The organism is Micromonospora vulcania, from assembly GCF_042658605.1.
Taxonomy (GTDB): Bacteria; Actinomycetota; Actinomycetes; order Mycobacteriales; family Micromonosporaceae; genus Micromonospora; species Micromonospora vulcania.
Genome location: NZ_JBHSQS010000004.1, coordinates 141,182 through 164,748 on the forward strand (window position 1 = coordinate 141,182; position 23,567 = coordinate 164,748).

A 23,567-nucleotide genomic window follows, 5' to 3' on the forward strand; every position below is an offset into this window, starting at 1 on the left:
TCCGGACGCCACCGGTCGCGTCCCCGTTCCGCGTACCACCCCCGCAGCGCCGGTCAGGCCGGCGCCGGGAAAGGAATCCCCATGAGCCTGTCGGCCACGACGGCGCCGCCGCCACCCGCGGCGCCCCCGCCTCATCCGCCCACGCCGCGTCGGTCCCGAGCGCACTCGTTGACCCGCCTGGACCTCAAGCTCTCGCCGTACCTCTACATCGCGCCGTTCTTCGTGATCTTCGGCATCTTCGGGTTCTATCCGATGCTGCGGACCGCGTGGATGTCGCTGCACGACTGGAACCTGGTCGGCGCACACACCTTCATCGGGTTCGACAACTACGTCGCGCTGGTCCGGGACGACTACTTCTGGAACGCCACCCTCAACACGTTCGGCATCTTCCTGCTCTCCACCGTCCCGCAGCTGCTGCTCGCCCTGTTCCTGGCGAACCTGCTCAACCGCACGTTCCTGCGCGCCCGGACGCTGTTCCGGATGGCGATCTTCATGCCGAACGTGGTCTCGGTCGCGGCGGTGGCGATCGTCTTCGGGATGCTGTTCCAGCGTGACTTCGGCGTGTTCAACTGGCTGCTCGGCATGGTCGGCGTCGACCCGGTGGACTGGGACGCCCAACGCTGGAGCTCCTGGACCGCCGTCGCCTCGATGGTCAACTGGCGGTGGACCGGCTACAACACGCTGATCCTGCTGGCCGGCATGCAGGCCATCCCGCGCGACCTCTACGAGGCGGCGGCGATCGACGGGGCGAGCCAGTGGAAGCAGTTCTGGCGGATCACCCTGCCGATGCTCACCCCCACCTTCGTCTTCGTGGTGATCCTGTCCACCATCGGCGGCCTGCAGCTCTTCACCGAGCCGCTGGTCTTCGCCAACGGCAACATCACCGGCGGCGACCAGCGGGAGTTCCAGACGCTGGCCATGTACATGTACGAGCTGGGCATCGAGAACCTGAACACCGCGGGGTACGGCGCAGCCGTCGCCTGGGCGATGTTCATCATGATCGCGCTGGTCTCGCTGCTCAACTTCCTGCTCGTCCGCCGCACGGTCAAGTGAGGAGCCAGCCGTGAACTCCGCCTCCCGGCGCCTCTGGCGCACCAGCCCGCTGACCTACTGCGCACTCGTGCTGGCGGTCCTCTTCTCCATCTACCCCTTCTATTACATGATCGTCATCGCCACCCGCAGCCTGGACGCGATCAACGACGTCCCGCCGCCGATGACACCCGGCGGTTCGTTCGGGGACAACGTCGGCCGGGTGCTCGACAACGACGCGGCGAACTTCGTCACCGGCCTGCTCAACTCGTTGATCGTCTCCTCGGTGGTCACCCTCTCCGTGGTGATCACCGGGTCGCTGGCCGGCTTCGCGTTCGCCAAGCTGCGCTTCCGGGGCCGCAACGTGCTGCTGCTGTCGATCATCGTGACCATGATGATCCCCACCCAGCTCGGGCTCATCCCGCTCTGGGGCATGATCCAGGACTTCGACTGGTACGACACCCTCTACGCGGTGACCGTGCCGTTCCTGGTCAGCGCCTTCGGCGTGTTCATGATGCGGCAGTACGCCAGCCAGGCCGTCTCCGACGAACTCATCGAGGCCGGCCGGGTCGACGGGGCCAACACGTTCCGCATCTACTGGAACATCGTGCTGCCGGCACTGCGCCCGGCCGCGGCCGTACTCGGCCTGCTGACCTTCATGGAGACGTGGAACTCCTACCTCTGGCCGTACGCCGTGCTCACCCCGGAGAACCCCACCCTGCAGGTGTCCCTGGCGTTCCTGTCGTACGCCTACTACACGGACTACTCGCAGGTGTTCGCCGCCACGGCCATCGGCACCGTACCGCTGGTCATCGTGTTCATCGTGTTCGGCCGCCAGATCATCGGCGGGATCATGGAAGGTGCCGTCAAGTCGTGAGCGACCCCGCCAGCACGCCCGCCGTCGGCGTCCTCGACGAGCGCCCCGGGTTGACCTTCCCGCCCGGCTTCCTGTGGGGAGCCGCGACCGCGGCGTACCAGATCGAGGGGGCCGCGGCCGAGGACGGCCGTACCCCGTCGATCTGGGACACCTTCAGCCATACTGACGGCCGGGTGCTCGCCGGGCACACCGGCGACGTGGCCTGCGACCACTACCACCGGCTCGGCGACGACGTCGCGCTGATGGCCGAGCTGGGCCTCGCGTCGTACCGTTTCTCGGTCTCCTGGCCCCGGGTCCAACCCGGCGGCGTCGGCCCGGCCAACCCGCGTGGTCTCGACTTCTACCGTCGGCTCGTCGACGAGCTGCTGGCGAACGGCATCGAGCCGTGGCTCACCCTCTACCACTGGGACCTGCCGCAGCCGCTGGAGGACGCCGGCGGCTGGCCGAGCAGGGACACGGCCGCCCGGTTCGCCGACTACACGACGCTGGTCGCCGACGCGCTCGGCGATCGGGTGCGCTACTGGACCACGCTGAACGAGCCGTGGTGCTCGGCGTTCCTCGGCTACGGCTCCGGCGTGCACGCTCCCGGTCGGTCCGACGGGTCGGCCGCGGTCCGCGCCGGGCACCACCTGATGCTCGGTCACGGGCTCGCCGTGCAGGCGCTGCGGGCCGCCCGGCCGAGTGCCGAGGTGGGCGTGACGGTCAACCTCTACCCGGTCGACCCGGCCACCGACGCCCCCGCCGACGTGGACGCCGCCCGCCGGATCGACGCACTGGCCAACCGGTTCTTCCTCGACCCGCTGCTGCGCGGGTCGTACCCGGCGGACCTGGTGGCCGACCTGAGCACGGTGACCGACTTCGACCACGTACGCGACGGTGACCTGGCCACCATCTCCATCCCGCTGGACCTGGTGGGGATCAACTACTACAGCCGGCACGTGGTCGCCGCCGCCGAGTCGCCGGTGGAGCCGGCGGAAGCGGTGGAGCCGGCGGAGCCGGCACCCTCCTGCTGGCCGGGCAGCGAGGACGTCCGGTTCGTCTCGCGGGGCGTCCCGGTCACGGACATGAACTGGGAGATCGACGCCCCCGGGCTGGCCGAGACGCTGCGCCGGGTGCACGACGAGTACACCGACCTGCCGCTCTACGTCACCGAGAACGGTGCCGCGTTCGTGGACACCGTGGTCGACGGTCAGGTCGACGACACCGACCGGCTGGCCTACTTCGACGCCCACCTGCGCGCCGCGCACGAGACGATCACCGCGGGGGTACCCCTGCGCGGATACTTCGCCTGGTCGCTGATGGATAATTTCGAATGGGCCTGGGGTTACACCAAGCGGTTCGGCATGATCCATGTCGACTACGACAGTCAGGCCCGCATCCCCAAGTCCAGCGCCAGGTGGTACGCCTCGGTGATCCGACGCAACGGTCTGGCCGCACAATAGGCTCGGGCCAGCCATCAGGGCGGTCCCGGCGCCCACCTCTGGCAGGTGGCACCGGGTCCGCCCGCCGTCGGAGGAGCAGACGATGACAACGCAGCGCACCCGGTCGCTCGGGCGCCCGACCCTCGACGCGGTCGCCGCGCGCGCCGGCGTCGGAAGGGGCACGGTCTCCCGCGTGGTCAACGGCTCGCCCCAGGTCAGCCCGGAGGCCCGGGCCGCGGTCCAACAGGCCATCGCCGAGCTGGGGTACGTGCCGAACCGGGCGGCCCGCGCGCTGGTCACCCAGCGGACCGACTCCGTCGCGCTGGTCGTCTCCGAATCCGGCGAACGGGTCTTCACCGAGCCGTTCTTCGCCGCCATCGTGCGGGGCATCAGCTCCGGGCTGCTGGAGACGCCGATGCAGCTCTGGCTGGCCATGGCCCAGTCGCCGGTGGAGCGGGAGCGCGTCGAGCACCACCTGACCAACCAGCACGTCGACGGCGTACTCCTGCTGTCGTTGCACGACTCCGACCCGCTGCCGACCCTGCTGGAGGAGCGTGGCCTGCCGGCCGTGCTCGGTGGTCGGCCGGCACGGATGCTGCAACCCGGCGCCCAGCCAGCCTGGTTCGTCGACGTGGACAACGTGGGCGGAGCCCGGCAGGCGGTGGAGTACCTGGCCGGTCGGGGGCGGCGGCGCATCGCCACCATCGCCGGGCCGCAGGACATGGGCGCCGGCCTGGCCCGGCTGGCCGGCTACACCGAGGCCGTCAAGGCCACCGGGGCCGGCGTCGACCCCGACCTGATCGCGTACGGCGACTTCAGCGAGGGCAGCGGCGCGGCCGGGATGCGCCGGCTGCTGGATGCCTGCCCCGACCTGGACGCGGTCTTCGTCGCGTCCGACCTGATGGCGTTCGGCGCGCTGCGTACCCTGCGCGAGGCCGGCCGGCGGGTGCCCGAGGACGTCGCGGTGGTCGGCTTCGACGACGCGCCGATCGCCCGGCAGGCGGACCCGCCACTGACCACGGTGTTCCAGCCGGTGGAGGAGATGGGCCGGCAGATGGCCCGGCTGCTGGTCGCTCGGATCCGCGGCGACGACCTCCCCGCCCCGCACATCCTCCTGGAAACCCAACTGGTCCACCGCGCCAGCGCCTAAACCCCACCCCCGCCTTTCCCACGCCGCGCGCCCCCCCCCACCGCGCCCGCCTCTCACCGCGCCCGCCTCTCACCGCGCCCGCCTCTCACCGCGCCCGCCTCTCACCGCGCCCGCCCCCAACGCCGCGTCGATCAGAAGGTTGGCGGGGACAAACCGCGCGTTTCGACCCGACAACCTCATGATCGACGCGCAATCCCGGGGTGGGTTGCACTCGATCGTGGAAATAGTGGTGTTGTGCGCGCGGGAGGCCACTACATCCAGGATCGGGCGCGATCTTGGGGCGCGATCGTGCTTGGGGCGCGATCGTGCTTGGGCGCGAGGGGTTAGGCGGGGGTGGGGGTCCAGCGGCGGAGTTCGCGTTTGGCCAGGGACGAGCGGTGGACCTCGTCGGGGCCGTCAGCGAGGCGCAGGGTGCGGGTCTGTGCCCAGAGGGCGGCCAGCGGGGTGTCCTGGCTGACGCCGGCGCCGCCGTACCCCTGGATGGCCTTGTCGATCACCCACTCCGCCATCGCCGGGGTGCCGATCTTGATGGCCTGGATCTCGGTGTGCGCACCCTTGTTGCCCACGGTGTCCATCAGCCAGGCCGTCTTGAGCACCAGGAGTCGGGACTGCTCGATGCGGACCCGCGACTCGGCGATCCACTCGCGGACCACACCCTGCTCGGCCAGCGGCCGGCCGAAGGCGACCCGCTCGCTGACCCGCCGGCAGAGCAGCTCCAGTGCCCGCTCGGCCATCCCGATCAGCCGCATGCAGTGGTGGATCCGGCCCGGACCCAGCCGGGCCTGGGCGATGGCGAAACCGGTGCCCTCGGCGCCGATCAGGTTGTCCGCCGGCACCCGGACGTCGGTGAAGTCGATCTCGGCGTGCCCGCCGTGCGAGCCGTCGCTGTAGCCGAAGACGGTCATGCCCCGGCGCACGGTCACCCCGGGGGTGTCCCGGGGGACCAGCACCATGCTCTGCTGGCGGTGCCGGTCGGCGCCCGGGTCGGTCTTGCCCATCACGATGAAGATCTCGCAGCGCGGGTCCATCGCCCCGGATGACCACCACTTGCGCCCGTTGATCACGTACTCGTCGCCGTCCCGGGTGATCCGGGTGGCGATGTTGGTGGCGTCGGAGGAGGCCACGTCGGGCTCGGTCATGCAGAACGCCGAGCGGATCTCACCCTCCAGCAGCGGCATCAGCCAGCGCTCCCGCTGCGCGTCCGAGCCGAACTCGGCCAGCAACTCCATGTTGCCGGTGTCCGGAGCGGCGCAGTTGACCGCCTCCGGCGCCAGGTGCGGGCTGCGCCCGGTCAGCTCGGCGAGCGGGGCGTACTGGAGGTTGGTTAGGCCGGCGCCGTAGCGCGGGTCGGGCAGGAAGAGGTTCCACAGGCCGCGCTTGCGGGCCTGGGACTTCAGCTCGGCCAGCACGGGGGTACGCGACCACGGGTCACCGGCGGCGAACTGCTCGGCGTGCACCGCCTCGGCCGGGTAGACGTGCTCGGTCAGGAACCGGGTCAGCTCGTCGCGCAGCTCCTCGGTCCGTGCGTCGTACGAGAAGTCCATCACCGCTCCCTGGCGGCGGTCAGTCCGTGCGCGACCAGCGGTGCCACCATCTCGCCGATCCGGTCGAAGCCCTCGCCGAGCGTCTGCCCGAGCGTGTGGCGGTAGTGGATGCCCTCACAGATGACCGCGAGCTTGAAACAGCCGAGCGCCACGTGCCAGTGCAGCGGGCCGACGTCGACGTCACTGCGCCCGGAGTATCGGTCGATCAGCTCGGCCCCGGTGGGAAAGCCGGCGCGTGGGCCCAGCCCGTCCGCGACCGGGTTGCCGTCGGCCGTCTCGCTGCCGCCCAGTACGTCCCAGTACGTCAGCAGCAGCCCCAGGTCGGCCAGCGGATCGCCGAGGGTGGCCATCTCCCAGTCGAGCACCGCGTGCACGGCCACCGGGTCGGCCGAGGCGAGGAGGTTGTCCAGCCGGTAGTCGCCGTGCACGATCCGGCCGGCGTTCGCGCCCTCCGGCGCGGTCGCGGCGAGCAGGTCCCGCAGTTCGTCGATGCCGGGCAGTGGACGACTGCGCGACCGGTCGAGCTGCCCGGCCCAGCGGCGGACCTGTCGCGCCAGGTAGCCCTCGGGACGGCCGAAGTCGCCCAGCCCGACCGCGGTCGGCTCGACGGTGTGCAGCGCGGCGAGCGTGTCCATCATCGCCATGGCCAGCGCCCGACGTCGCTCGTCGCCCAGCGGGTCGGTCTGCCGGCGGCTGCGGAACACCTCGCCGGGCATCCGTTCCATCAGATAGAACGGCGCGCCGATCACCTCCGGGTCGGCGCAGAGCAGCAGCGCGCCGGGCACCGGCACCTCGGTCGGGGCCAGCGCCGAGATGACCCGGAACTCGCGCGTCATGTCGTGCGCGGTGGCCAGCACGTGCCCCAGGGGTGGCCGGCGCAGCACGACCTCCCGGTCGCCGAGCTGTAGCAGATAGGTGAGGTTGGACTTGCCGCCCGCGATCAACTGGGCACGCAGCGGCCCGGCCGCCAGCTCGGGCCGGTGCTCGGCCAGATAGCTGGCGAGCCGGTCCAGGGCCAGCCCGGCGGGGGAGGCCGGATCGGCCTCCGGCCGGAGCGCATCGACGGCCGGATCGGTCATCCGACTAGTTGATGGCAGGTCGCTCACGTTGTCAAGGTCAGATTTTGCCCTCGGGTCATGCCCCTGCAACAGGGACGAAATGGTCAACGAGCAGGCTGGGGGCAGCCTGCCGGCCGCCTTGCCGGCCCGCCGAGCGGAGGGACAGACATGTTGCTGCGAGTTCGGGTCACCCTGCCGGACCGTCCGGGCACGCTCGGCCAGGTCGCCCGCACGCTGGGCGTGTCCGGCGCGGACATCGTCCAGGTGGTGGTCCTGGAACGGCTCGGCGGGCGCGCGGTGGACGACTTCACGGTGGTCTGGCCGGGCGCGGCACGGGTGGAGCGGCTGTTGGCCGGTCTCGCGGCGATTCCGGGCGTGCGGGTGGACGGTGTGTGGCGGGCGATCGGCGCGCCCACCACCACCGGCCAGGACGCGGAGCTGCTGGCCCAGGTCGCGGCCAACCCGGCGGACGGGCTGGCCACCCTGGTCGACGCGGTACCCGGGCTGTTGGCGGCCGACTGGGCCGTCGCCGCGGTGGTGCCGGTGGACTGGGCCGCACGCAGCGGGGGCACCGGCGGGGCGACGGTCGGGCACGCCAGCTGGCGTGCCCCCGTACCGCCGCGGTTGCCCGAGGTGACCCCGCTGCGCGGCCGGTCGATGACCACGCCCGACGGCACCCACTACGCGGTCACGCCGTTCGGGCGGGCCGGCCTGGTGCTGGTCGTCGCCCGCGAGCACGGCGACGAGACCCTCAGCGCCGCCGCGTTCCACAGCACCGAGGTGGACCGGCTCACCCAGCTCGTCAAGGCCAGCGCGGTGATCCTGGGTGACCGGCTGGACCTGGTCGGCGCGCCACCGGTGGTCGCCGGCCCTTGAGCGGGCCGAGCAGTTCCCGAAAGTCACCGGCGAGCAATCGGGCGGCAACAGCGCGGGACGAGGCTCGTACCGGGGAAGGGAGCCAACCATGACGTTGTGGCGGATTCGAGCCACCGTGGACGACCGACCGGGCTACCTGTCGGTGCTCACGGCGAGCCTCGCGCTGCGCGGGGTCAACATCCTCTCGCTGCAGGTGCAGCCCACCGAGCAGGGCGCGGTGGACGATTTCCTGGTCGACGCGCCGGACGCGCTCGACGAGGCCGAGCTGCTGGCCGCCGTCGAGCGCGGTAGGGGCCGGGACTGCTGGGTGGCGCGCAGCGAGGCGCGCGGTCTGGCCGACCAGCCCACCCGGGTGCTCGGGCTGGCCAACCGGCTGGTGCGTGACCCGGACGCGACGGGCGAGGCGCTGCGCGCCCTGCTCGGCGCCGACTCGGTGAGCTGGCGACCCGCGTCGACCGGTGTCGAGCGCGGCATCATCGGCACCAGCATGGTGCTGGCCGACCCGGCGGGCGGCTCGTACGCGCTGCGGCGGGCGGCACCCGCCTTCACCCCGGCGGAGTACGCCCGGGCTCAGGCCCTGGTCGAGCTGGCCGCCACCGTGGCACGCCGGGCCACCGAACAGGTCACCCTGGTGCTGCCTGACGGCGGTGAGCTGGCTGTTCGACCGGCCGGCGGTGATGACCTGGCGGGAGTGCTGGAGCTGCACGAGGCGTGCTCGCCGCGTAGCCGGCACCGGCGCTATCTGGGCGGGGCGGGGGTCCCGCGGTCGGCCCGGCTGCGCCGGCTGTTGGAGCCGACCCGGGGGCTGACGCTGATCGCCACGAGCACCGCCTCCGACGGCACGGCCGAGTCGGTGGTCGCCATGGCGAACCTGCTCGGTGAGGGTGACGAGGCCGAGGTGGCGCTGCTGGTCCGCGACGACTGGCAGCGACGCGGGCTCGGCTCGGCCCTGCTGCGTCGGCTGGCACAGCACGCCGACCGGGCCGGGTACGCGGCGCTGGTGCTGCACGTACAGGCCGAGAACACTCCGATGCTGCGGACCCTGCGCCGGCTGGCCCGACCCAGCTCGACCGAGCGCGACGGTGCTCTGCTGACCCTCACCGTTCCGCTCGCCGTACCGGCCCCGGTGCTTCGGGAGGGCCCCGCCCTGACGCCGGGCGGGTAGCCCAGGCTCAGCGCGCGGTCGGTCCCCGCCGTCGGGTACGGCGACGGGGACCGACCCGGACCGCCGGTCAGGTGGCGGGGTAGCTGCTGTAGTCCGGGAAGTTGCCATAGAGCCGGTTGTCGCCGCCGACGGTGACCGCCTGCACCAGCAGGTCACCGCCGACGAACGCGCCCTTCCAGGAGGCGCCACGGCCGCCGAACGGCTCGTCCCGGTCGCCTCGGGAGCGCGGCTTGTTGATGCCCACCTTGAACGCCTGCAGGTCCACCGCGAGCTTGCCGGCCTCGTCGGTGTCGTCGCAGGCCAGCGACGCCACCAGTGCGCCGTTGGAGGCGTTCATCGCGGCCAGCAGTTCGTCGGTGGTGTCCACCACGACGATCGTGTCGACCGGCCCGAACGGTTCGGCGTGCATCAACCGGGACCGCCCGGGCGGGGCGAGCAGCACCGACGGCGCCACGTACGCCGAGGTGTCCTGGCCGGGCAGGAACGGCGCATTGGTCAGCTTGCCCCGGTGCAGCGGCACCGCGCCGCCGCGGACCGCCTCCTCGACCTTGCGGCGCAACTCGTCAGCCTTGGTTGCGCTGATCAACGGCCCGAAGTCCAGCTCGGGCAGTGGGTCGCCCGCCCGCCAGGTCTCGTCCACGGCGAGCGGGTGCCCGAATCGGATCGAGGAGACCACCGGCAGGTACATGTCGAGGAACTCGTCGACCAGGTCGCGCTGGACCACGAACCGGGGGTACGCGGTGCAGCGCTGCTTGCCGTACTCGAAGCCCTTCCTGAGGTGCGCGGCGAGCAGGTCCCACTGGGAGAAGTTCCAGATGCCCCAGGCGTTGAGGCCCTCCTGCTCGATGAAGTGCCGCTTGTCGGTGTCCAGGAGCGCGGCGGCCACCTTGCCGCCGTTGGAGCGGCCGCCGACGAACGCCACCGCGCCGATCTCGGGTGCCCGGACCAGCACTTCGGACAGTTCCTCGCCGCCGCCGGAGACCAGCGTGGCGGGCAGGCCGGCCCGGTGCATCAGCGCGTGCGCGACGGTCAGGCAGACCGCGCCGCCCTGGGACGGGGTCTTGGCGATGACCGCGTTGCCGGCGAGCAACTGGACCAGCTCGGCGTGCACCAGGACGCTCATCGGGTAGTTCCACGAGGCGATGTTGCTGACCGGGCCGGCCAGCGGTTCGCGTCCGTCGGCCAGCATCCGGTCGATCTCGTCGGCGTACCAGCGGACGCCGTCCAGCGCCCGGTCGACGTCGGCGCAGGCCAGCCGCCACGGCTTGCCGATCTCCCAGACCAGCAGCAGCGCCAGGAGGTCACGGTGGGCGGTGAGCGCGTCCAGCGCGTCGATGACCCGCGCCTTGCGGTCCGCGAGCGGGGTCTGCGCCCAGGCCCGGTGCGCGGCGGCAGCGTGCGCGACGGCTGAGCGGGCGGCGTCGGCGTCGAGCCGGGCCAGGTTGATGGCGACGGTGTTGTCCACCGGGGTACGGACCGGGGCGGGGCGGCCGACCACGCGCCACTCGCCCTCGACCAGGTTGTGCAGGACGGTGACGCCGTCGACCTCGGCGCCGAACGCCTCCGGGGTGGCGGCCACCGCGCGGGCCAGGACGTCGGACCAGGCGGTGCCCTCGGCGAGTCGTAGTGCCATCGCGTTCTCCTCAGGGTTGACCGGGGAGCGGCGGCGTCGACGGCACCGCTGGTGTGGCGTACTGTCCCGCGCCGTGTGACGGGCCGGCAACCGTACGTTCGTATGGCAGGACGCGAGCCGCCTGTTCGGCGTGCGGTTGTGCCGTCGGCGGTCGCCCTGACCTGCCACGGCCTCAGACATCAGTTGATGGACGTCGATGATGTGATTCAGTTCGCCCGGCGACCGAGCAGGGCTACCCATCGGTGTTGATCACGCTCCACACTGCACACACGGGACCACCGACGGTGGCGATCTTCGATAGCCTGACCGCTGCCCGGGGCTACTGCCCCGAGGACCATCGAAGATGCATGGGGGTTCGATGTTCGGCAGGCGTATTGCTGTGTCCAGATGGCGATATCGCGGACGAGTTGGTGAACTCGCTCGGGGATCGTTGCTCGGCGCGTTGACGCTGACACTGGTGGCGGGGGTCGACGTCGGTCCCGCGCACGCGGCGGAACCAGTTATCTCGGACCGGGCGCAGGTGCTCGCGTTGCTCAAGTCGGGCGGCCCGGCGGTGAGCACGCTCGCCCGCGCGTGTCTGGTGGGCTCCGACGAGGACGTTCGCGCGTTCCTGGCGACGGGCCAATACCAGGCGCGGGGGTACGACGACCGGGTCCGTCTCGCACAGATGATGACTCTGAGCGGCCCGACGACCAACGCCGCTGGCCAGGTCGTCCTGGGCAAGACCGAGCAGGACGTGCGTACCTTCCTGGACACCGGCTACCAGGTTCCGATGAAGCAGGATCTGCGGATTCAGGTGGGCCGGATCATGTCTGCCGGCGGGACGACGACGAAGGCCGCAGGGCAACAGGCGCTCAACGGCGGCGACGAGGCGGTCGCCAACTTCCTGCTCGTCGTTCAGAAGCAGGCCAAGGCGCAGGATGATCGGATTCTGGTAGCGCAGATCATGTCGGCGGGCGGCCCGGCGGTCCAGGCCGCGGCGCAGGCCGCGCTCGCCGGCACCGAGGAGGACATCCGGTACTTCCTCGAACGGGGGCAGGAGGTCGCGCGGGCGCGTGACCAGGAGGTCCTGTCCGTGTCCAAGCTAGCTGACCTGGCTCGGCAGGCGAGTCAGACAGCCGCCGAGGAGACGGTGGCAGCCGAGGACGCCTCGAAGCGGGCGGTGATAGCCGCCCAGCTCGCCAAGGAGGCGGCACAGCGGGCCGCAGCGGAGACGGCTGCGGCGCAGGATTCGGCGGAGAAGGCAGCGGCGGCGGCCGGCCGGGCCGCGGACGCCGCCCGACGGGCCGCGGATGCCGCTCAGGACGCGATAGGTGCCGCCAGCGCGGCCAACCGTGCGGCCCGGGTGGCCGCGAACGCGGCGTCCAGGGCCGCTTCCGCCGCGGCGATGGCGGGGAAGGCGGCGTCGAAGGCGTTCTCCGCCGCTGGCGCTGCTGCCGGTGACGCGAGTAAGGCAGCCGGTGCACGGGCTGCGGCGCAGCAGGCACGAGCTGCCGCGGCTGCCGCGGAGACGGCCGCGGCGGCCACGTTGAAGGCGGCCGACGCGGCCGACGCCTCGGGTGCCGCGGCGGCGGCGGCGCGAAACGCCGTGACGAACGCCCTGGCTGCCGCTGCGGCAGCGGAGCAGGCGGGCAACTACGCCCACGCCGCGGGCGCTGAGGCGGAGCGGGCCAAGCGGGCGGCTGCCGAGGCGCGGCGCCAGGCCACCAACGCCGACCGCGCGGCGGACGCCGCCGAGTCACTGGCGCGGGAGTCTGGGCGTGCCGCCCGGCAGGCGTACCAGTTCGCGACGGACTCGGCGCGGCACGCCCGGGCGGCTGCTGCCGCCGCCGACGACGCGGCCGAGCACGCGGGTGAGGCTGCGGACGCGGCAGGCGAGGCGACCCGACATGCCGCCTCGGCGAAGGTGGCGGCCGATGTGGCGACACTGGCGGCGGAACAGGCCGAGCAGGTCGAGGCCACCGCACGGCAGGCCGACGCGCTGCGTCTCGAACTGGAGACCGAGCAGGCTGTCCAGGCTGCGCAGAAGGCCCGTACCGCCGATGTCGACCGGCCGGTGTCGATCCCGTTCGACCGTCCGGAGTTGGACCGGGTCGACGACGAGACCGCACAGCTACTGGCGGAGGCGTCCGCCCCGGGAGCGCCCACCGCAACGGTCCTGAGCAGTGGCCGCAAGGCCGCGCTGCGGCTGCTGGACGTCGCGGGTCCGTGGACCAGGGCCGCCGCGGAGGACGCCCTGACCGGGTCGGAAGCGGACCTACGGCAGTTCCTCGGCAGTGGCCGTCTGCTGGCCGCCGAGCAGGATGACCGGGGGCGGGTGCTGCACCTGGCCGAGGGGTGGGGTGTCCCGGCCTTCAAGCAGGCCGCGGCATCGGCCCTCGGTGGCGACCACGAGGACGTTCGTACCTTCCTCGACAGCCGGGACTACCCGGGCAAGGAGCAGGACGACCGGATCAGGGTCGGCCAGGTCATGACCGCCGGCGGGCCCACCACCAGGGCTGCGGGGCAGGCTGCGCTGAACGCCAACGCGGCGGCCGTGGTCCAGTTCCTCCGGGTCGGACGGTACGAGGCGGCCGAAGTCGACGACCGGATCACCACCGCGCAGATCATCAATACCGGTGGTCCCGAGGTCAAGGCGGCGGGCAGCATCGCTCTCGAAGGCCCTCGGGGCTACGTCCGGCATTTCATCGAGACGGAGCAGTTCAAGGCTCGCCAACGTGACCAGGAGGCGGCGACTCACGCTGCCACCGTCAGTCGGTATGTCGCCGAGGCGGCCCAGTACGCCGCCAACGCCCAGAAGGACGCGGCCGACGCCGGTTATGCGGCGGCGGTGGCCCGTAAGGCACAGGCCGAGGCCGAGGCGTACGCCCAGCAGGCCAACCACTCCGCGGCGTTGGCCGCCGGATACGCGGCCGACGCTCAGGCGTCCGCGGTGCAGGCGAAGGCCTCGGCCGACCAGGCCGCGGCCGCAGCACAGCGGGCTCGGGAGGCCGCCGTCTCGGCACAGCAGGCGGCCCAGTCCGCCGCGCGATCGGCAAGTGACGCGAAGGCATCGGCGACGCAGGCCGGCAACTATGCCGCTGCGGCTCAGGCGTCGGCCGTGCAGGCCCGCAACTCGGCGATCGATGCCGGAAAGGACGCGGTACTCGCGGCCCAGGCGGCCCTCGAGGCCATGCAGATCGCGGTGCAGCGGCAGCGGGAGGAGGAGCAGGCCCGGCTCGCACAGGAACTCGTCGTCGTGGAGCCGGACCCGGACAAGGACCCCTACGACCCCACCACGCCGTCGGACAACGGCAGCTTCGACTCCAAGTCCCCGCCGTGGACCGAGCCCACCGCTCTGCTTGAGATGCGGGCTCAGCTCTGGACCACGATGCAGGGCGTCTGTGTGCTGACCACCCAGGCGTGCGCGTTGTGGAAGCACTACTACAACGCCTCGGGTGACGACTTCCCGGTCAATGTGGACGATTACCTGCGGGACAACCAGTTCAAGTCCGCGGTCAACGGTGACCTCGCGGAGCTGCTCGGCACGGCCGGCAGCCGATGCGCCGGCAGCGGGAGATCGTCCTGCACCTACAACATCGACAGCATGTGGCGGGGTGTGAGCATGACCGAAAACCTCGACTACCGGTTGGGTGTGCGGGGCGTCCAGTACCGGATCAAGGGTTCCATCACCGTCTCGATGGTCAACGGGGTGCCCAGGTCGTCTGGTAGCTACAAGGTCGATGTCTACAAGGACTGGAACTTCGACGCCGACGAGGAGATCTGGGGCATCTCGTTCAGTGACTACGCCGCCATGCACACGTACGGGGTGGCGCAGGAGTTCGCCGTCAAGGGCACGAGCAGCACCCAGAGCGTGGGCTGAGGGTTGGCTAGTCTCGTAGGGTTGCGTTCGATGACCTGGAAGCGGCGGTTGGTGGCGGCGGGCGTGGTCCTGGCCGTGCTCGTCGTCGCCTTCGGCGTCGCGCTCTGGGGTAAGGGACCCTTCGACGAGAGGGCCTACCCGTCGAGCAGGTGGGACAAGTCGATGGCCGACATCTTCGACCAGTTCCAGGTGCAGGTGCCGGACTGCGCTCTCGCCGACCTGCGGTACTGGTCGGGTGACTACATCGACGACAACCTCTACCTGACCTTCGAGGCCGACTCCGCCTGCGTGGACAACTTCCTTCGGGACAACGGGCTCGCGGGCGGCACGACCGTCAGTCGGGACGTCGTCTTCCCCTTCCGGGACGACAGGACTGCCCAGTGGGGTTGGTACGAGGACGACACCCCCTCCTACCTGCGTTTCCGAACGAGGCCGAAGACCGGTACCGAACTCACGGTCGAGGCGACGCCCGGTGGCGGTCAGCGGCGGATCTACGTTCGTGGAGTGGAGTTCTAGCCGGGTCTGAGCCGGGTGCTCGACCCGACACGTGCGCCAGCGCGGACAGTGCTGCCTCCCCGCACGGGGAGGCAGCACTGTCGGTGCACACGCGCCCGTCGCGCCTTGCGCTGGCCGAGGGCCGCGGCCTCGGGCGGGAACCCGCCGTCGCGCGGGTGGCCGCGTGACAGCGGAGACGTACGAGTCGTTCTGACCCACCCGGCGGTCTCACACGAGCAGTGCGACCTTGCCGCCGGGATGTCCCGAGGCCACCAGGTCCAACGCGGCGAGCGCCTCCGCGAAGGGAAAGGTCCTGGCCATCGGCACGGTCAGGCGTCCCGTGCCGGCAAGCTCGATGAGGTGTTCACGGACCTGGTCCCGGTAGGTGACGCTGCCGGTCTCGTGGCCGACGATCCAGAAGCCCTCCGGCCCGGCCCGATCGAACGCGGCACTCGATGCGATACGCCGACGGTCGGCGACCAGGGCGAGGGAGACGTCGACAGCCTCGTCCGTCCCGACCGCGTCGAAGGCGACGTCGACGTGCTCGGTCAGGTCGCGTACGCGCTGTTCGAGGCCCGCTCCGTAGGCGACCGGCTCGGCGCCGAACCGTCGGAGCAGGTCCCAGTTCCTCGGGCTCGCCGTCCCGATCACCCGCGCTCCCCGCAGCTTCGCCTGCTGGACGGCGCTGATCCCGACAGCGCCGGACGCACCGTGCACGAGCACCACGTCGCCATCGGCGAGCTCGGTCCGGTGGAGCATCTCGGCCGCGGCGGAGCCGACGAGTAGCAGATTCGCCGCCTCGGCCCAGCCGAGGGCCGTTGGTTTCGTGAAGACGTCCCGAGCCGGCACCGTGATCGCGGTCGTGTAACCGCCGTGCACCCGGAACGACAGCACGTCCTCGCCGAGGTCATGCCCGGTCACGTCCGGCCCGAGGGCCTCGATCGTGCCGGACACCTCGTAGCCGATCTCGGACGCTCCGCTCGACGCGTTGAGCGCGTCGACCGCGTTCATGCCGACGGCGCGAACCGCGATCGTGATCTCGCCGGCCCCCGGGTCCGCAAGTGGCAGTCGGTGGAGTGCGAGTTCGCCGTCACGGCCACCCCCGGGGACCCATCTCTGGGCTGTGCTGCTCACAGAAGCGACGCTAGTCGGCCCACGATGTGAGTTGTGGCGATTGCGCGGGTCAGCCGCCCAGCGCGGCGACCGCCTCGGCGGTGGTGCAGACCGTACCCACGGCCCGGAAGATGTAGCTCACCGCGAACTCGTGCGCGTGCTCGTGGATGCCGCTCATGGCGTCCTGCGGCAGCACGATCCGGTAGCCGAGCTCGTCGCCGATCCGGGCGGTCTGTTCCACCCCGAAGTTGGTGGCCAGGCCGGCCACCACCAGCGTGTCGACGCCGCGCTCGCGCAGCGCCGCGTCCAGGCCGGTGTCCTGGAAGGCGCCCCAGGTGTGCTTGACGATCTCCAGGTCACCGGGGCGCGGCGCGGCCTCCGGCACCAGCTCGCTGCCGGTCGGCTGCGGGTCCTCGCCCGGCCGCTCGACGCGGACCACCACGACCAGCGCTCCGGCCGCGCGTGCGGCGTCGGCCAGCGTGACGCACCGGGCCACCACGTCGGCGCCGGAGTGTGGGGCGAGGGGCTGGTCGACGAGTCGCCGTTGCAGGTCGATCAGGACGACGGCGGTGCGGGCGGGGTCCAAGGCATCCACGGCGTGACCGTAACAACGGTGGGAGACCGACTTCTCGGGCGGGGTCGGGTGCGCGCTTCCCAACCGACGGCGCTCGTATTACATTGTCGATTATCCATGGGAGCGCTTCCATGGATGCTTCTGGGTCACCCCGCCACCCCCACGCCGCCGGTGGCCGTGCCGCCCGACGCCGTCCCGCGTCGGCGCTGCCGCCGGCGGTGCCACCGACAGGAGCCCCGCCATGCGCCACCCCACCCGGCCGACCTCCGGCCGCCCCGGCCGCCCTCCGGCCGCCGACCAGCCCTGGCCGCGGCGACTGCTGGCCGCCGGCACCGCCCTGCTCACCGGACTGTCCCTCGCGGTCACCGCGCCAACCGCCGCGCCAGCGTCCGCCAAGCCAGCGTCCGCCGCGCCAGCGTCCGCCGCGCCGGCCTTCAACTACGCCGAGGCGTTGCAGAAGTCGCTGTTCTTCTACGAGGCGCAGCAGTCCGGCCAACTGCCCGACTGGAACCGGGTCTCCTGGCGCGGCGACAGCGCGCTCACCGACGGCGCCGACGTGGGGCAGGACCTCACCGGTGGCTGGTACGACGCCGGCGACCACGTCAAGTTCGGCTTCCCGATGGCGTTCAGCGCCACCATGCTCGCCTGGGGCGCGGTGGAGTACCGGGCCGGCTACACCGCCTCCGGGCAACTGCCGCACCTGTTGAACAACCTGCGCTACGTCAACGACTACTTCATCAAGGCGCACCCCGCGCCCAACGTCCTCTACGGCCAGGTCGGCAAGGGCGACGACGACCACAAGTGGTGGGGACCGGCCGAGGTGCTGCCTATGGCGCGGCCCGCGTACAAAATCGATGCGAGCTGTGGTGGCGCGGACCTGGCGGGGGAGACGGCGGCCGCGATGGCCGCCTCCTCGATGGTGTTCCGGCCCACCGACGCGACCTACGCCGACCGGCTGCTCGGGCACGCCCGGCAGCTCTACACCTTCGCCGACACGGTGCGGAAGTCCTACCACGAGTGCATCACCGACGCGACCAGCTTCTACCGCTCCTGGAGCGGCTGGCAGGACGAGCTGGTCTGGGGCGCGATCTGGCTGCACCGGGCCACCGGCGAGGCCAGCTACCTGGCCAAGGCGGAGAGCGAGTACGACAAACTCGGCACCGAGAACCAGTCCACCCTGCGCTCCTACAAGTGGACCATCGCCTGGGACAACAAGCAGTTCGGCGCGTATGTGCTGCTGGCCAAGCTGACCGGCAGGCAGAAGTACGTCGACGACGCCAACCGCTGGCTGGACTACTGGACCGTGGGCGTGAACGGGCAGCGGGTGCCCTACTCGCCGGGCGGGATGGCGGTGCTCGACTCCTGGGGCGCGCTGCGGTACGCCGCCAACACCTCGTTCGCCGCGCTGGTCTACAGCGACAGCACCACCGACGCCACCCGCAAGGCGCGCTACCACGACTTCGCGGTCCGGCAGATCAACTACGCGCTCGGCGACAACCCGCGCGCCTCCAGCTACGTCATCGGGTTCGGCGCCAACGCGCCGCGGAACCCGCACCACCGAACCGCCCACGGTTCCTGGTGGGACAGCCAGAGCGTGCCGGTCGAGACCCGGCACACCCTCTTCGGCGCGCTGGTCGGTGGGCCGTCCGCGGCCAACGACGCGTACACCGACAGCCGGTCCGACTACGTGATGAACGAGGTGGCCACCGACTACAACGCCGGCTTCACCTCCGCGCTGGTCCGGCTGGTCAACGAGTACGGCGGCAGCCCGCTCGCCGGCTTCCCGGTCGCCGAGACGCCGGATCTCGACGAGTTGACCGTGGAGACCACGGTGATGCAGGCCGAGCCCCGGGCCACCGGGCTCAAGGCGATCATCTACAACAAGTCGGCGTTCCCGGCCCGCGCACTGACCAACGGTCGGTTCCGGTACTACTTCCGCCCCGACGGCACCGGGCCGGTGCAGGTCACCCCCGGCTACACCCAGGGCTGCCCGTCCCCGTCCACGGCCCGCCAGTTCAGCGGCGACATCTGGTACGTCGAGGTGGACTGCACCGGGTACACCATCGCCCCGGCCGGCCAGTCGCAGCACCGCATGGAGGTCCAGTTCAAGATCGGGGTACCCGAGGGCGGCACCTGGGACCCGACCAACGACCCGTCGTACCAGGCCGCCGCCGGACCGAACGCGCGCGTGCCGCTGTATTCCGGGAGCACCCGGATCTGGGGCGACGAGCCCGGTCCGGCCGTGCCGGACACCACCGCGCCGACCGTTCCGGGTAGGCCGGTCGCGTCCGAGTTGACGCCGAGGTCGGTGACCCTGACCTGGGCCGCGTCCACCGACAGCGGCGGTAGCGGGCTGGCCGGCTACGAGGTCCGCGAGCAGTTGGTCGGCAACGACGTCGTGGTGATCCGACCGGTCACCGGCACCTCGCTGGCCGTCTCGCCGCTGCTGCCCGAGCGGACGTACCAGTTCACGGTGGTGGCGCGCGACGGCGCGGGCAACACGTCGGCCGCCTCGCCGGTGCTCAGCGTCACCACCCCGCCCGCCGCTCCGCCGGCCGGCGGCACCTGCGCGGTGGGGTACGTCACCAGCGACTGGAACACCGGCTTCACCGCCACCGTGACGATCACGAACACCGGCACCACCGCGATCAACGGCTGGGCGTTGCGGTTCAGCTTCCCGGCTGGGCAGAGCGTCAGCCAGGGCTGGTCGGCGACGGTGAGCCAGTCCGGTGCGGCGGTGACCGCCACCAACCTCTCCTACAACGGCACCGTGGCGCCGGGCGCGTCGGTGAGCTTCGGCTTCAACGGCACCCACACCGGCAGCAACCCGAAACCGACCGCCTTCACCCTCAACGGCACCCCCTGCACCGCGGCCTGACCCACGCTGCTCGGAGATCTTGGACAGTTGGCGTTCTCGCCGAGCGACAACTGTCCAAGATCTCGGAGTTCGCGGCGGGTCAGTCGGTCAGGTCGTCGGCCAGGAGGTCCATCAGCAGGCCGTCGTGCCAGCGGCCGTCCTCGCCGCGCTCGTAGCGCCGCAGCACGCCCACCGGGCGGAAACCGACCTTCGCGTACGCCCGGATGGCGGCGCTGTTCGCCGCCGCCGGGTCGATGGTGAACCGGTGGTGGCCGTACTCGTCGATGAGGTACCGGGCCATCGTGCGGATGGCGTCCACGCCGAGCCCGGCGCCGCGTACCGCCGGGTCGAGGAAGATGTCCATGCTCGCGTGGCGGTAGTCCGGGTCCGGTTCGGCGTGCCACTGGATCGCGCCGATCACCCGGTCGTCGTGCTCGATGGCGTAGAGAGCGAGGTCGGCGTCGTCCAGGTCGGCGCGGATGGACTCGGCCAGGTCGTCGCCGCCGCGCCACCACCGGCGTACCTCCGGGTCGGCCCGGATCGCCGCGAGCACCGGTACGTCCGCGACCGTCGCCGGTCGCAGGGTCACCATCCGGCCGCTCAACACCGGCTCAGCCCCGGATCTCGCCGTGCTCGACGCAGACCGCCGACCAGCCGACCGGCAGCACCTGCACCTTCATCCGCCGCCGGCAGTGCTGGCAGTACCGGGGCGGCTCCAACCGGCGGGCCGACGTGCAGCCCGGATGGGCCGCGCCGGCCGTCGCCGGTTCACCGCACCGGTCGCACCACACCTCGGTCGTCGTCATGGCCGTCACAGCGTGGCGGAGAGGGCCTTGACCGGCATCTTCAACTCGTCGAGCAGGTCCAGATCGGCGGTCGCCGGTCGCCCCAGCGTGGTCAGGTAGTTGCCGACGATCACCGCGTTGATGCCGCCGAGCAGACCGTCCCGGGTGCCCAGGTCACCGAGGGTGATCTCGCGGCCACCGGCGTACCGCAGGATGGTGCGCGGCATGGCCAGCCGGAACGCGGCGATGGCCCGCAGCGCGTCCTTGCCCTCCACCACCGGGCGGTCGCCGAGCGGCGTGCCGGGCCGGGGGTTGAGGAAGTTCAGGGGCACCTCGTGCGGGTTCAGCTCGGCGAGCTGCGCCGCGAACTCGGCCCGCTGCTCGACGGTCTCGCCGAGGCCCAGGATGCCGCCGCAGCAGACCTCCATGCCGGAGTCGCGGACCATCCGCAGGGTCTCCCAGCGCTCCTCCCAGGAGTGCGTGGTGACCACGTTGGGGAAGTACGACCGGCAGGTCTCCAGGTTGTGGTTGTAGCGGTGCACGCCCATGTCGACCAGGTCGTCGACCTGCTCCTGGGAGAGCATGCCGAGCGACGCGGCGACCTGGATGTCGACCTCGGCCCTGATGGCGGCGACGCCCTCGCGCATCTGCTTCATCAGTCGGGCGTCCGGGCCGCGCACCGCGGCCACGATGCAGAACTCGGTCGCCCCGGTCTTCGCGGTCTGCTTCGCCGCCTCGACCAGCGACGGGATGTCCAGCCACACCGAGCGGACCGGCGAGGTGAACAGGCCGGACTGGGAGCAGAAGTGGCAGTCCTCCGGGCAGCCGCCGGTCTTGAGCGAGACGATGCCCTCGACCTCGACCTCGGGCCCGCACCAGCGCATCCGAACGTCGTGGGCAAGCTGGAGCGCGGCGGGCAGGTGCTCGTCGGGCAGGTTCAGCACGGCGAGGACACCGGCCTCGTCGAGGCCGACACCGTCACCCAGGACCTGGGTCCGGGCCTGGTCGAGGATCTCTGGCATGGCTCGTACCCTACAAGCCCCCCGGCGCAGCGGGAACGACCCGCCGGTCCGTCGATCCCTCGACGAGCAGCGAGCTCAGCCGCGGAGTTGACGTTCGGTGACGATCCACTCGTCGAACCGAGTGGATCCGCTGGGCCGATGGCGGCAGGTGGTAATTTCGCCCGGCGGGCGGTCGGGGTGACCGGGCGCGAACGGCGGCGAAGGGGTGACGTGGCGGACTGGCTGGCGGCACTCGACCGCCGCGCGGACCTGCGGGCGAAGGCCGGGCTGACCCGGCGGCTGCACCCGCGTCCGGCCGCGGACGGTATGACCGACCTGGCCGGCAACGACTACCTCGGTCTGGCCACCCACCCGGAGGTCACGGCCGCGGCCGTCGCGGCGCTGTCGGCGTACGGGCTGGGGGCGACCGGGTCACGGCTGGTGCGCGGCTCCACCGACGCGCACCAGGCGCTGGAGGACGAGCTGGCGCAGTGGCTGGGCACCGACCGGTCCCTCGTCTTCTCCTCGGGTTACCTGGCCAACCTGGGTGCGCTGCGTGCCCTCGTCCAGCCTCGTACGTTGCTCGTCTCCGACGCGCACAACCACGCGTCGCTGATCGACGGCTGCCGGATCTCCGGCGCGGAGACCGTCGTCACTCCGCACGCCGACGTGGGCGCGGTGGCCGCTGCCCTGGCGGCGGCCCCGGGTCGCCCGGCGGTGGTGGTCACCGAGTCGGTCTTCTCGGTCGACGGCGACCTGGCCCCGCTGGCCAAGCTGCACGCGGTGGCCCGCCGGCACGGTGCGTTGCTGCTGGTCGACGACGCGCACGCGCTCGGCGTCACCGGTCCGGCCGGCGCTGGTGCGGTGGCCGCCACCGGGCTGGCCGGCGAGCCGGACGTGGTGGTCACCGCCACCCTGTCCAAGGCGCTCGGCGGCGCTGGCGGAGTGGTGGCCGGCCCGGCCGAGTTCGTCCGGCACCTGGTCGAGACCGGTCGTACGTTCATCTTCGACACCGCGCTGCCGCCGGCGGTCGCCGCCGGGGTGCACGCCGCGCTGCGGTTGGCCCGGGCTGGCGACGACCTGCGCGCCGAGCTGGCCGACCGGGTGGCGCTGGCGGTCGACCGGCTCCGCGCGGCCGGGCTGACCGTCTCCGCGCCGGACGCGGCGGTGGTGTCGGTGACCGCTCCCGGGCCGGAGGCGGCGACCGCGTGGGCCGCCGACTGCCGGGACCGGGGTGTCGCGGTCGGCTGCTTCCGGCCGCCGTCCACCCCGGACAGCCGCTCCCGGTTGCGGCTGACGGTGAGCGCCGGAGTTCCCCGGGCGGATTTCGAGCGCGCCCTGGACGTCATCGTGGAGTGTGCACCGTGAGCGCGTGGAGCGGGCCGGTACTGGTGACCGGCACCGACACCGAGGTGGGCAAGACCGTGGTCACCGCGGCGATCGCCGCCGCCGCGCAGGCTGCCGGCCTGCGGGTGGCGGTGGTCAAGCCCGGTCAGACGGGTACGGCCGGTGGCGAACCCGGCGACGTGGACGCGATCAACCGGCTGGCCGCCCCGCTCACCGGTCGTACGCTGGCCAGCTATCCGGACCCGCTCGCCCCGCTGGCCGCCGCCCGGGTCGCCGAGTTGCCGCCGCTGGAGTTGTACACGGCCGTGGACGCCGTCCGCGACGAGGTCGACAAGCATGACCTGGTGCTCGTCGAGGGTGCCGGTGGTCTGCTGGTCCCGATGGGGCTGCGCCCGTCCGGCGAGCCGTGGACGATGGCCGACCTGGCGGTGTCGCTCGGCGCACCCGCGGTGGTGGTGGCCCGCGCCGGGCTGGGCACGCTCAACCACACCGCGCTGACCCTGGAGGCGCTGGACCGGCGGGCGGTGCCGGCCGGTGTGGTGATCGGCGCCTGGCCGGCCACGCCGGAGCTGGTGCACTGGACCAACCTCACCGACCTGGTGCCGAACCTGCTCGGCGCGCTACCGGACGGCGCCGGCGCGATGGACCCGGGCGTCTTCCGGCGCTCCGCGCCCGGTTGGCTCACCCCGTCGCTGCACGGGGTGCTCGACGACTGGCGGGCCTGGGCCGAGGAGATCGGCTGAACACCTGACTTTCGTCGGTGTCCGCACCCCTCGGGCG

The 23,567-nt window shown here is 72.0% G+C and carries 19 protein-coding genes; 11 read left to right on the forward strand and 8 right to left on the reverse strand.

Features of this window, described 5'->3' with window-relative positions:
- Positions 1-81 precede the first annotated feature (81 nt).
- From ACFQGL_RS07610 to ACFQGL_RS07625, 4 genes are all read left to right on the forward strand, one after another.
- The gene (locus ACFQGL_RS07610; protein ID WP_377507539.1) at positions 82-1,053 is read left to right on the forward strand and encodes a carbohydrate ABC transporter permease; all 972 of its coding nucleotides are present in this window, start codon (positions 82-84) and stop codon (positions 1,051-1,053) included.
- 10 nt (positions 1,054-1,063) lie between these two features.
- Positions 1,064-1,906, forward strand: coding sequence for a carbohydrate ABC transporter permease (locus tag ACFQGL_RS07615; RefSeq protein WP_377507542.1), 843 nt, complete (start codon positions 1,064-1,066; stop codon positions 1,904-1,906).
- Complete coding sequence (locus tag ACFQGL_RS07620; RefSeq protein WP_377507545.1) at positions 1,903-3,348, forward strand: GH1 family beta-glucosidase; 1,446 nt, start codon at positions 1,903-1,905, stop codon at positions 3,346-3,348. The genes ACFQGL_RS07615 and ACFQGL_RS07620 overlap by 4 nt, the downstream gene beginning before the upstream one ends.
- Before the next feature lie 82 nt (positions 3,349-3,430).
- Complete coding sequence (locus ACFQGL_RS07625; RefSeq protein WP_377507548.1) at positions 3,431-4,477, forward strand: LacI family DNA-binding transcriptional regulator; 1,047 nt, start codon at positions 3,431-3,433, stop codon at positions 4,475-4,477.
- A 323-nt stretch (positions 4,478-4,800) separates the two neighbouring features.
- Here ACFQGL_RS07625 and ACFQGL_RS07630 read toward each other — a convergent pair whose 3' ends face one another.
- The gene (locus ACFQGL_RS07630) at positions 4,801-6,021 is read right to left on the reverse strand and encodes an acyl-CoA dehydrogenase family protein (RefSeq protein WP_377507551.1); all 1,221 of its coding nucleotides are present in this window, start codon (positions 6,019-6,021) and stop codon (positions 4,801-4,803) included.
- The gene (locus ACFQGL_RS07635) at positions 6,021-7,100 is read right to left on the reverse strand and encodes a phosphotransferase family protein (RefSeq protein ID WP_377507554.1); all 1,080 of its coding nucleotides are present in this window, start codon (positions 7,098-7,100) and stop codon (positions 6,021-6,023) included. The genes ACFQGL_RS07630 and ACFQGL_RS07635 overlap by 1 nt, the downstream gene beginning before the upstream one ends.
- 147 nt (positions 7,101-7,247) lie before the next feature.
- Here ACFQGL_RS07635 and ACFQGL_RS07640 point away from each other — a divergent pair, with 147 nt between their 5' ends.
- The gene (locus ACFQGL_RS07640; protein ID WP_377507557.1) at positions 7,248-7,955 is read left to right on the forward strand and encodes an ACT domain-containing protein; all 708 of its coding nucleotides are present in this window, start codon (positions 7,248-7,250) and stop codon (positions 7,953-7,955) included.
- 88 nt (positions 7,956-8,043) lie between these two features.
- Positions 8,044-9,120 (forward strand): GNAT family N-acetyltransferase, encoded by a 1,077-nt coding sequence (locus tag ACFQGL_RS07645; RefSeq protein ID WP_377507560.1) that lies wholly within the window; start codon positions 8,044-8,046, stop codon positions 9,118-9,120.
- A 67-nt stretch (positions 9,121-9,187) separates the two neighbouring features.
- On the opposite strand, the gene ACFQGL_RS07650 is transcribed toward ACFQGL_RS07645, so the two are convergent.
- Complete coding sequence (locus ACFQGL_RS07650) at positions 9,188-10,753, reverse strand: aldehyde dehydrogenase family protein (RefSeq protein ID WP_377507563.1); 1,566 nt, start codon at positions 10,751-10,753, stop codon at positions 9,188-9,190.
- 457 nt (positions 10,754-11,210) lie between these two features.
- Here ACFQGL_RS07650 and ACFQGL_RS07655 point away from each other — a divergent pair, with 457 nt between their 5' ends.
- Together ACFQGL_RS07655 and ACFQGL_RS07660 are read left to right on the forward strand one after the other, a co-directional pair.
- On the forward strand, positions 11,211-14,615 hold the full coding sequence (locus ACFQGL_RS07655) for an ALF repeat-containing protein (RefSeq protein WP_377507566.1): 3,405 nt from the start codon (positions 11,211-11,213) through the stop codon (positions 14,613-14,615).
- Between the two features lie 30 nt (positions 14,616-14,645).
- Positions 14,646-15,131 (forward strand): hypothetical protein, encoded by a 486-nt coding sequence (locus ACFQGL_RS07660; RefSeq protein ID WP_377507569.1) that lies wholly within the window; start codon positions 14,646-14,648, stop codon positions 15,129-15,131.
- 207 nt (positions 15,132-15,338) lie between these two features.
- On the opposite strand, the gene ACFQGL_RS07665 is transcribed toward ACFQGL_RS07660, so the two are convergent.
- Positions 15,339-16,244: a quinone oxidoreductase family protein gene (locus ACFQGL_RS07665; protein WP_377507572.1), complete on the reverse strand. Its 906-nt coding sequence runs from the start codon at positions 16,242-16,244 to the stop codon at positions 15,339-15,341.
- A 49-nt stretch (positions 16,245-16,293) separates the two neighbouring features.
- Positions 16,294-16,818, reverse strand: a complete 525-nt coding sequence (locus ACFQGL_RS07670) for an isochorismatase family protein (RefSeq protein ID WP_377507575.1) — start codon at positions 16,816-16,818, stop codon at positions 16,294-16,296.
- Between the two features lie 220 nt (positions 16,819-17,038).
- On the opposite strand from ACFQGL_RS07670, the gene ACFQGL_RS07675 reads away from it, so the two are divergent.
- Entirely contained in the window at positions 17,039-19,675 is a 2,637-nt protein-coding gene (locus ACFQGL_RS07675; protein WP_377507577.1) for a glycoside hydrolase family 9 protein, read from the forward strand.
- A gap of 79 nt (positions 19,676-19,754) precedes the next feature.
- Here the strand turns inward: ACFQGL_RS07675 and ACFQGL_RS07680 are convergent, their stop codons facing one another.
- From ACFQGL_RS07680 to bioB, 3 genes are read right to left on the reverse strand one after another with little or no spacing between them, the layout of a single operon-like run.
- On the reverse strand, positions 19,755-20,246 hold the full coding sequence (locus ACFQGL_RS07680) for a GNAT family N-acetyltransferase (protein WP_377507580.1): 492 nt from the start codon (positions 20,244-20,246) through the stop codon (positions 19,755-19,757).
- 19 nt (positions 20,247-20,265) lie between these two features.
- On the reverse strand, positions 20,266-20,460 hold the full coding sequence (gene bsaP, locus ACFQGL_RS07685) for a biotin synthase auxiliary protein BsaP (RefSeq protein ID WP_377507583.1): 195 nt from the start codon (positions 20,458-20,460) through the stop codon (positions 20,266-20,268).
- 5 nt (positions 20,461-20,465) lie between these two features.
- Positions 20,466-21,461 (reverse strand): biotin synthase BioB, encoded by a 996-nt coding sequence (gene bioB / locus ACFQGL_RS07690; protein ID WP_377507585.1) that lies wholly within the window; start codon positions 21,459-21,461, stop codon positions 20,466-20,468.
- Between the two features lie 210 nt (positions 21,462-21,671).
- On the opposite strand from bioB, the gene ACFQGL_RS07695 reads away from it, so the two are divergent.
- Both ACFQGL_RS07695 and bioD read left to right on the forward strand, forming a co-directional pair.
- Positions 21,672-22,808, forward strand: a complete 1,137-nt coding sequence (locus ACFQGL_RS07695) for an 8-amino-7-oxononanoate synthase (RefSeq protein WP_377508359.1) — start codon at positions 21,672-21,674, stop codon at positions 22,806-22,808.
- Complete coding sequence (gene bioD / locus ACFQGL_RS07700) at positions 22,796-23,530, forward strand: dethiobiotin synthase (protein WP_377507588.1); 735 nt, start codon at positions 22,796-22,798, stop codon at positions 23,528-23,530. The genes ACFQGL_RS07695 and bioD overlap by 13 nt, the downstream gene beginning before the upstream one ends.
- Positions 23,531-23,567 lie beyond the last annotated feature (37 nt).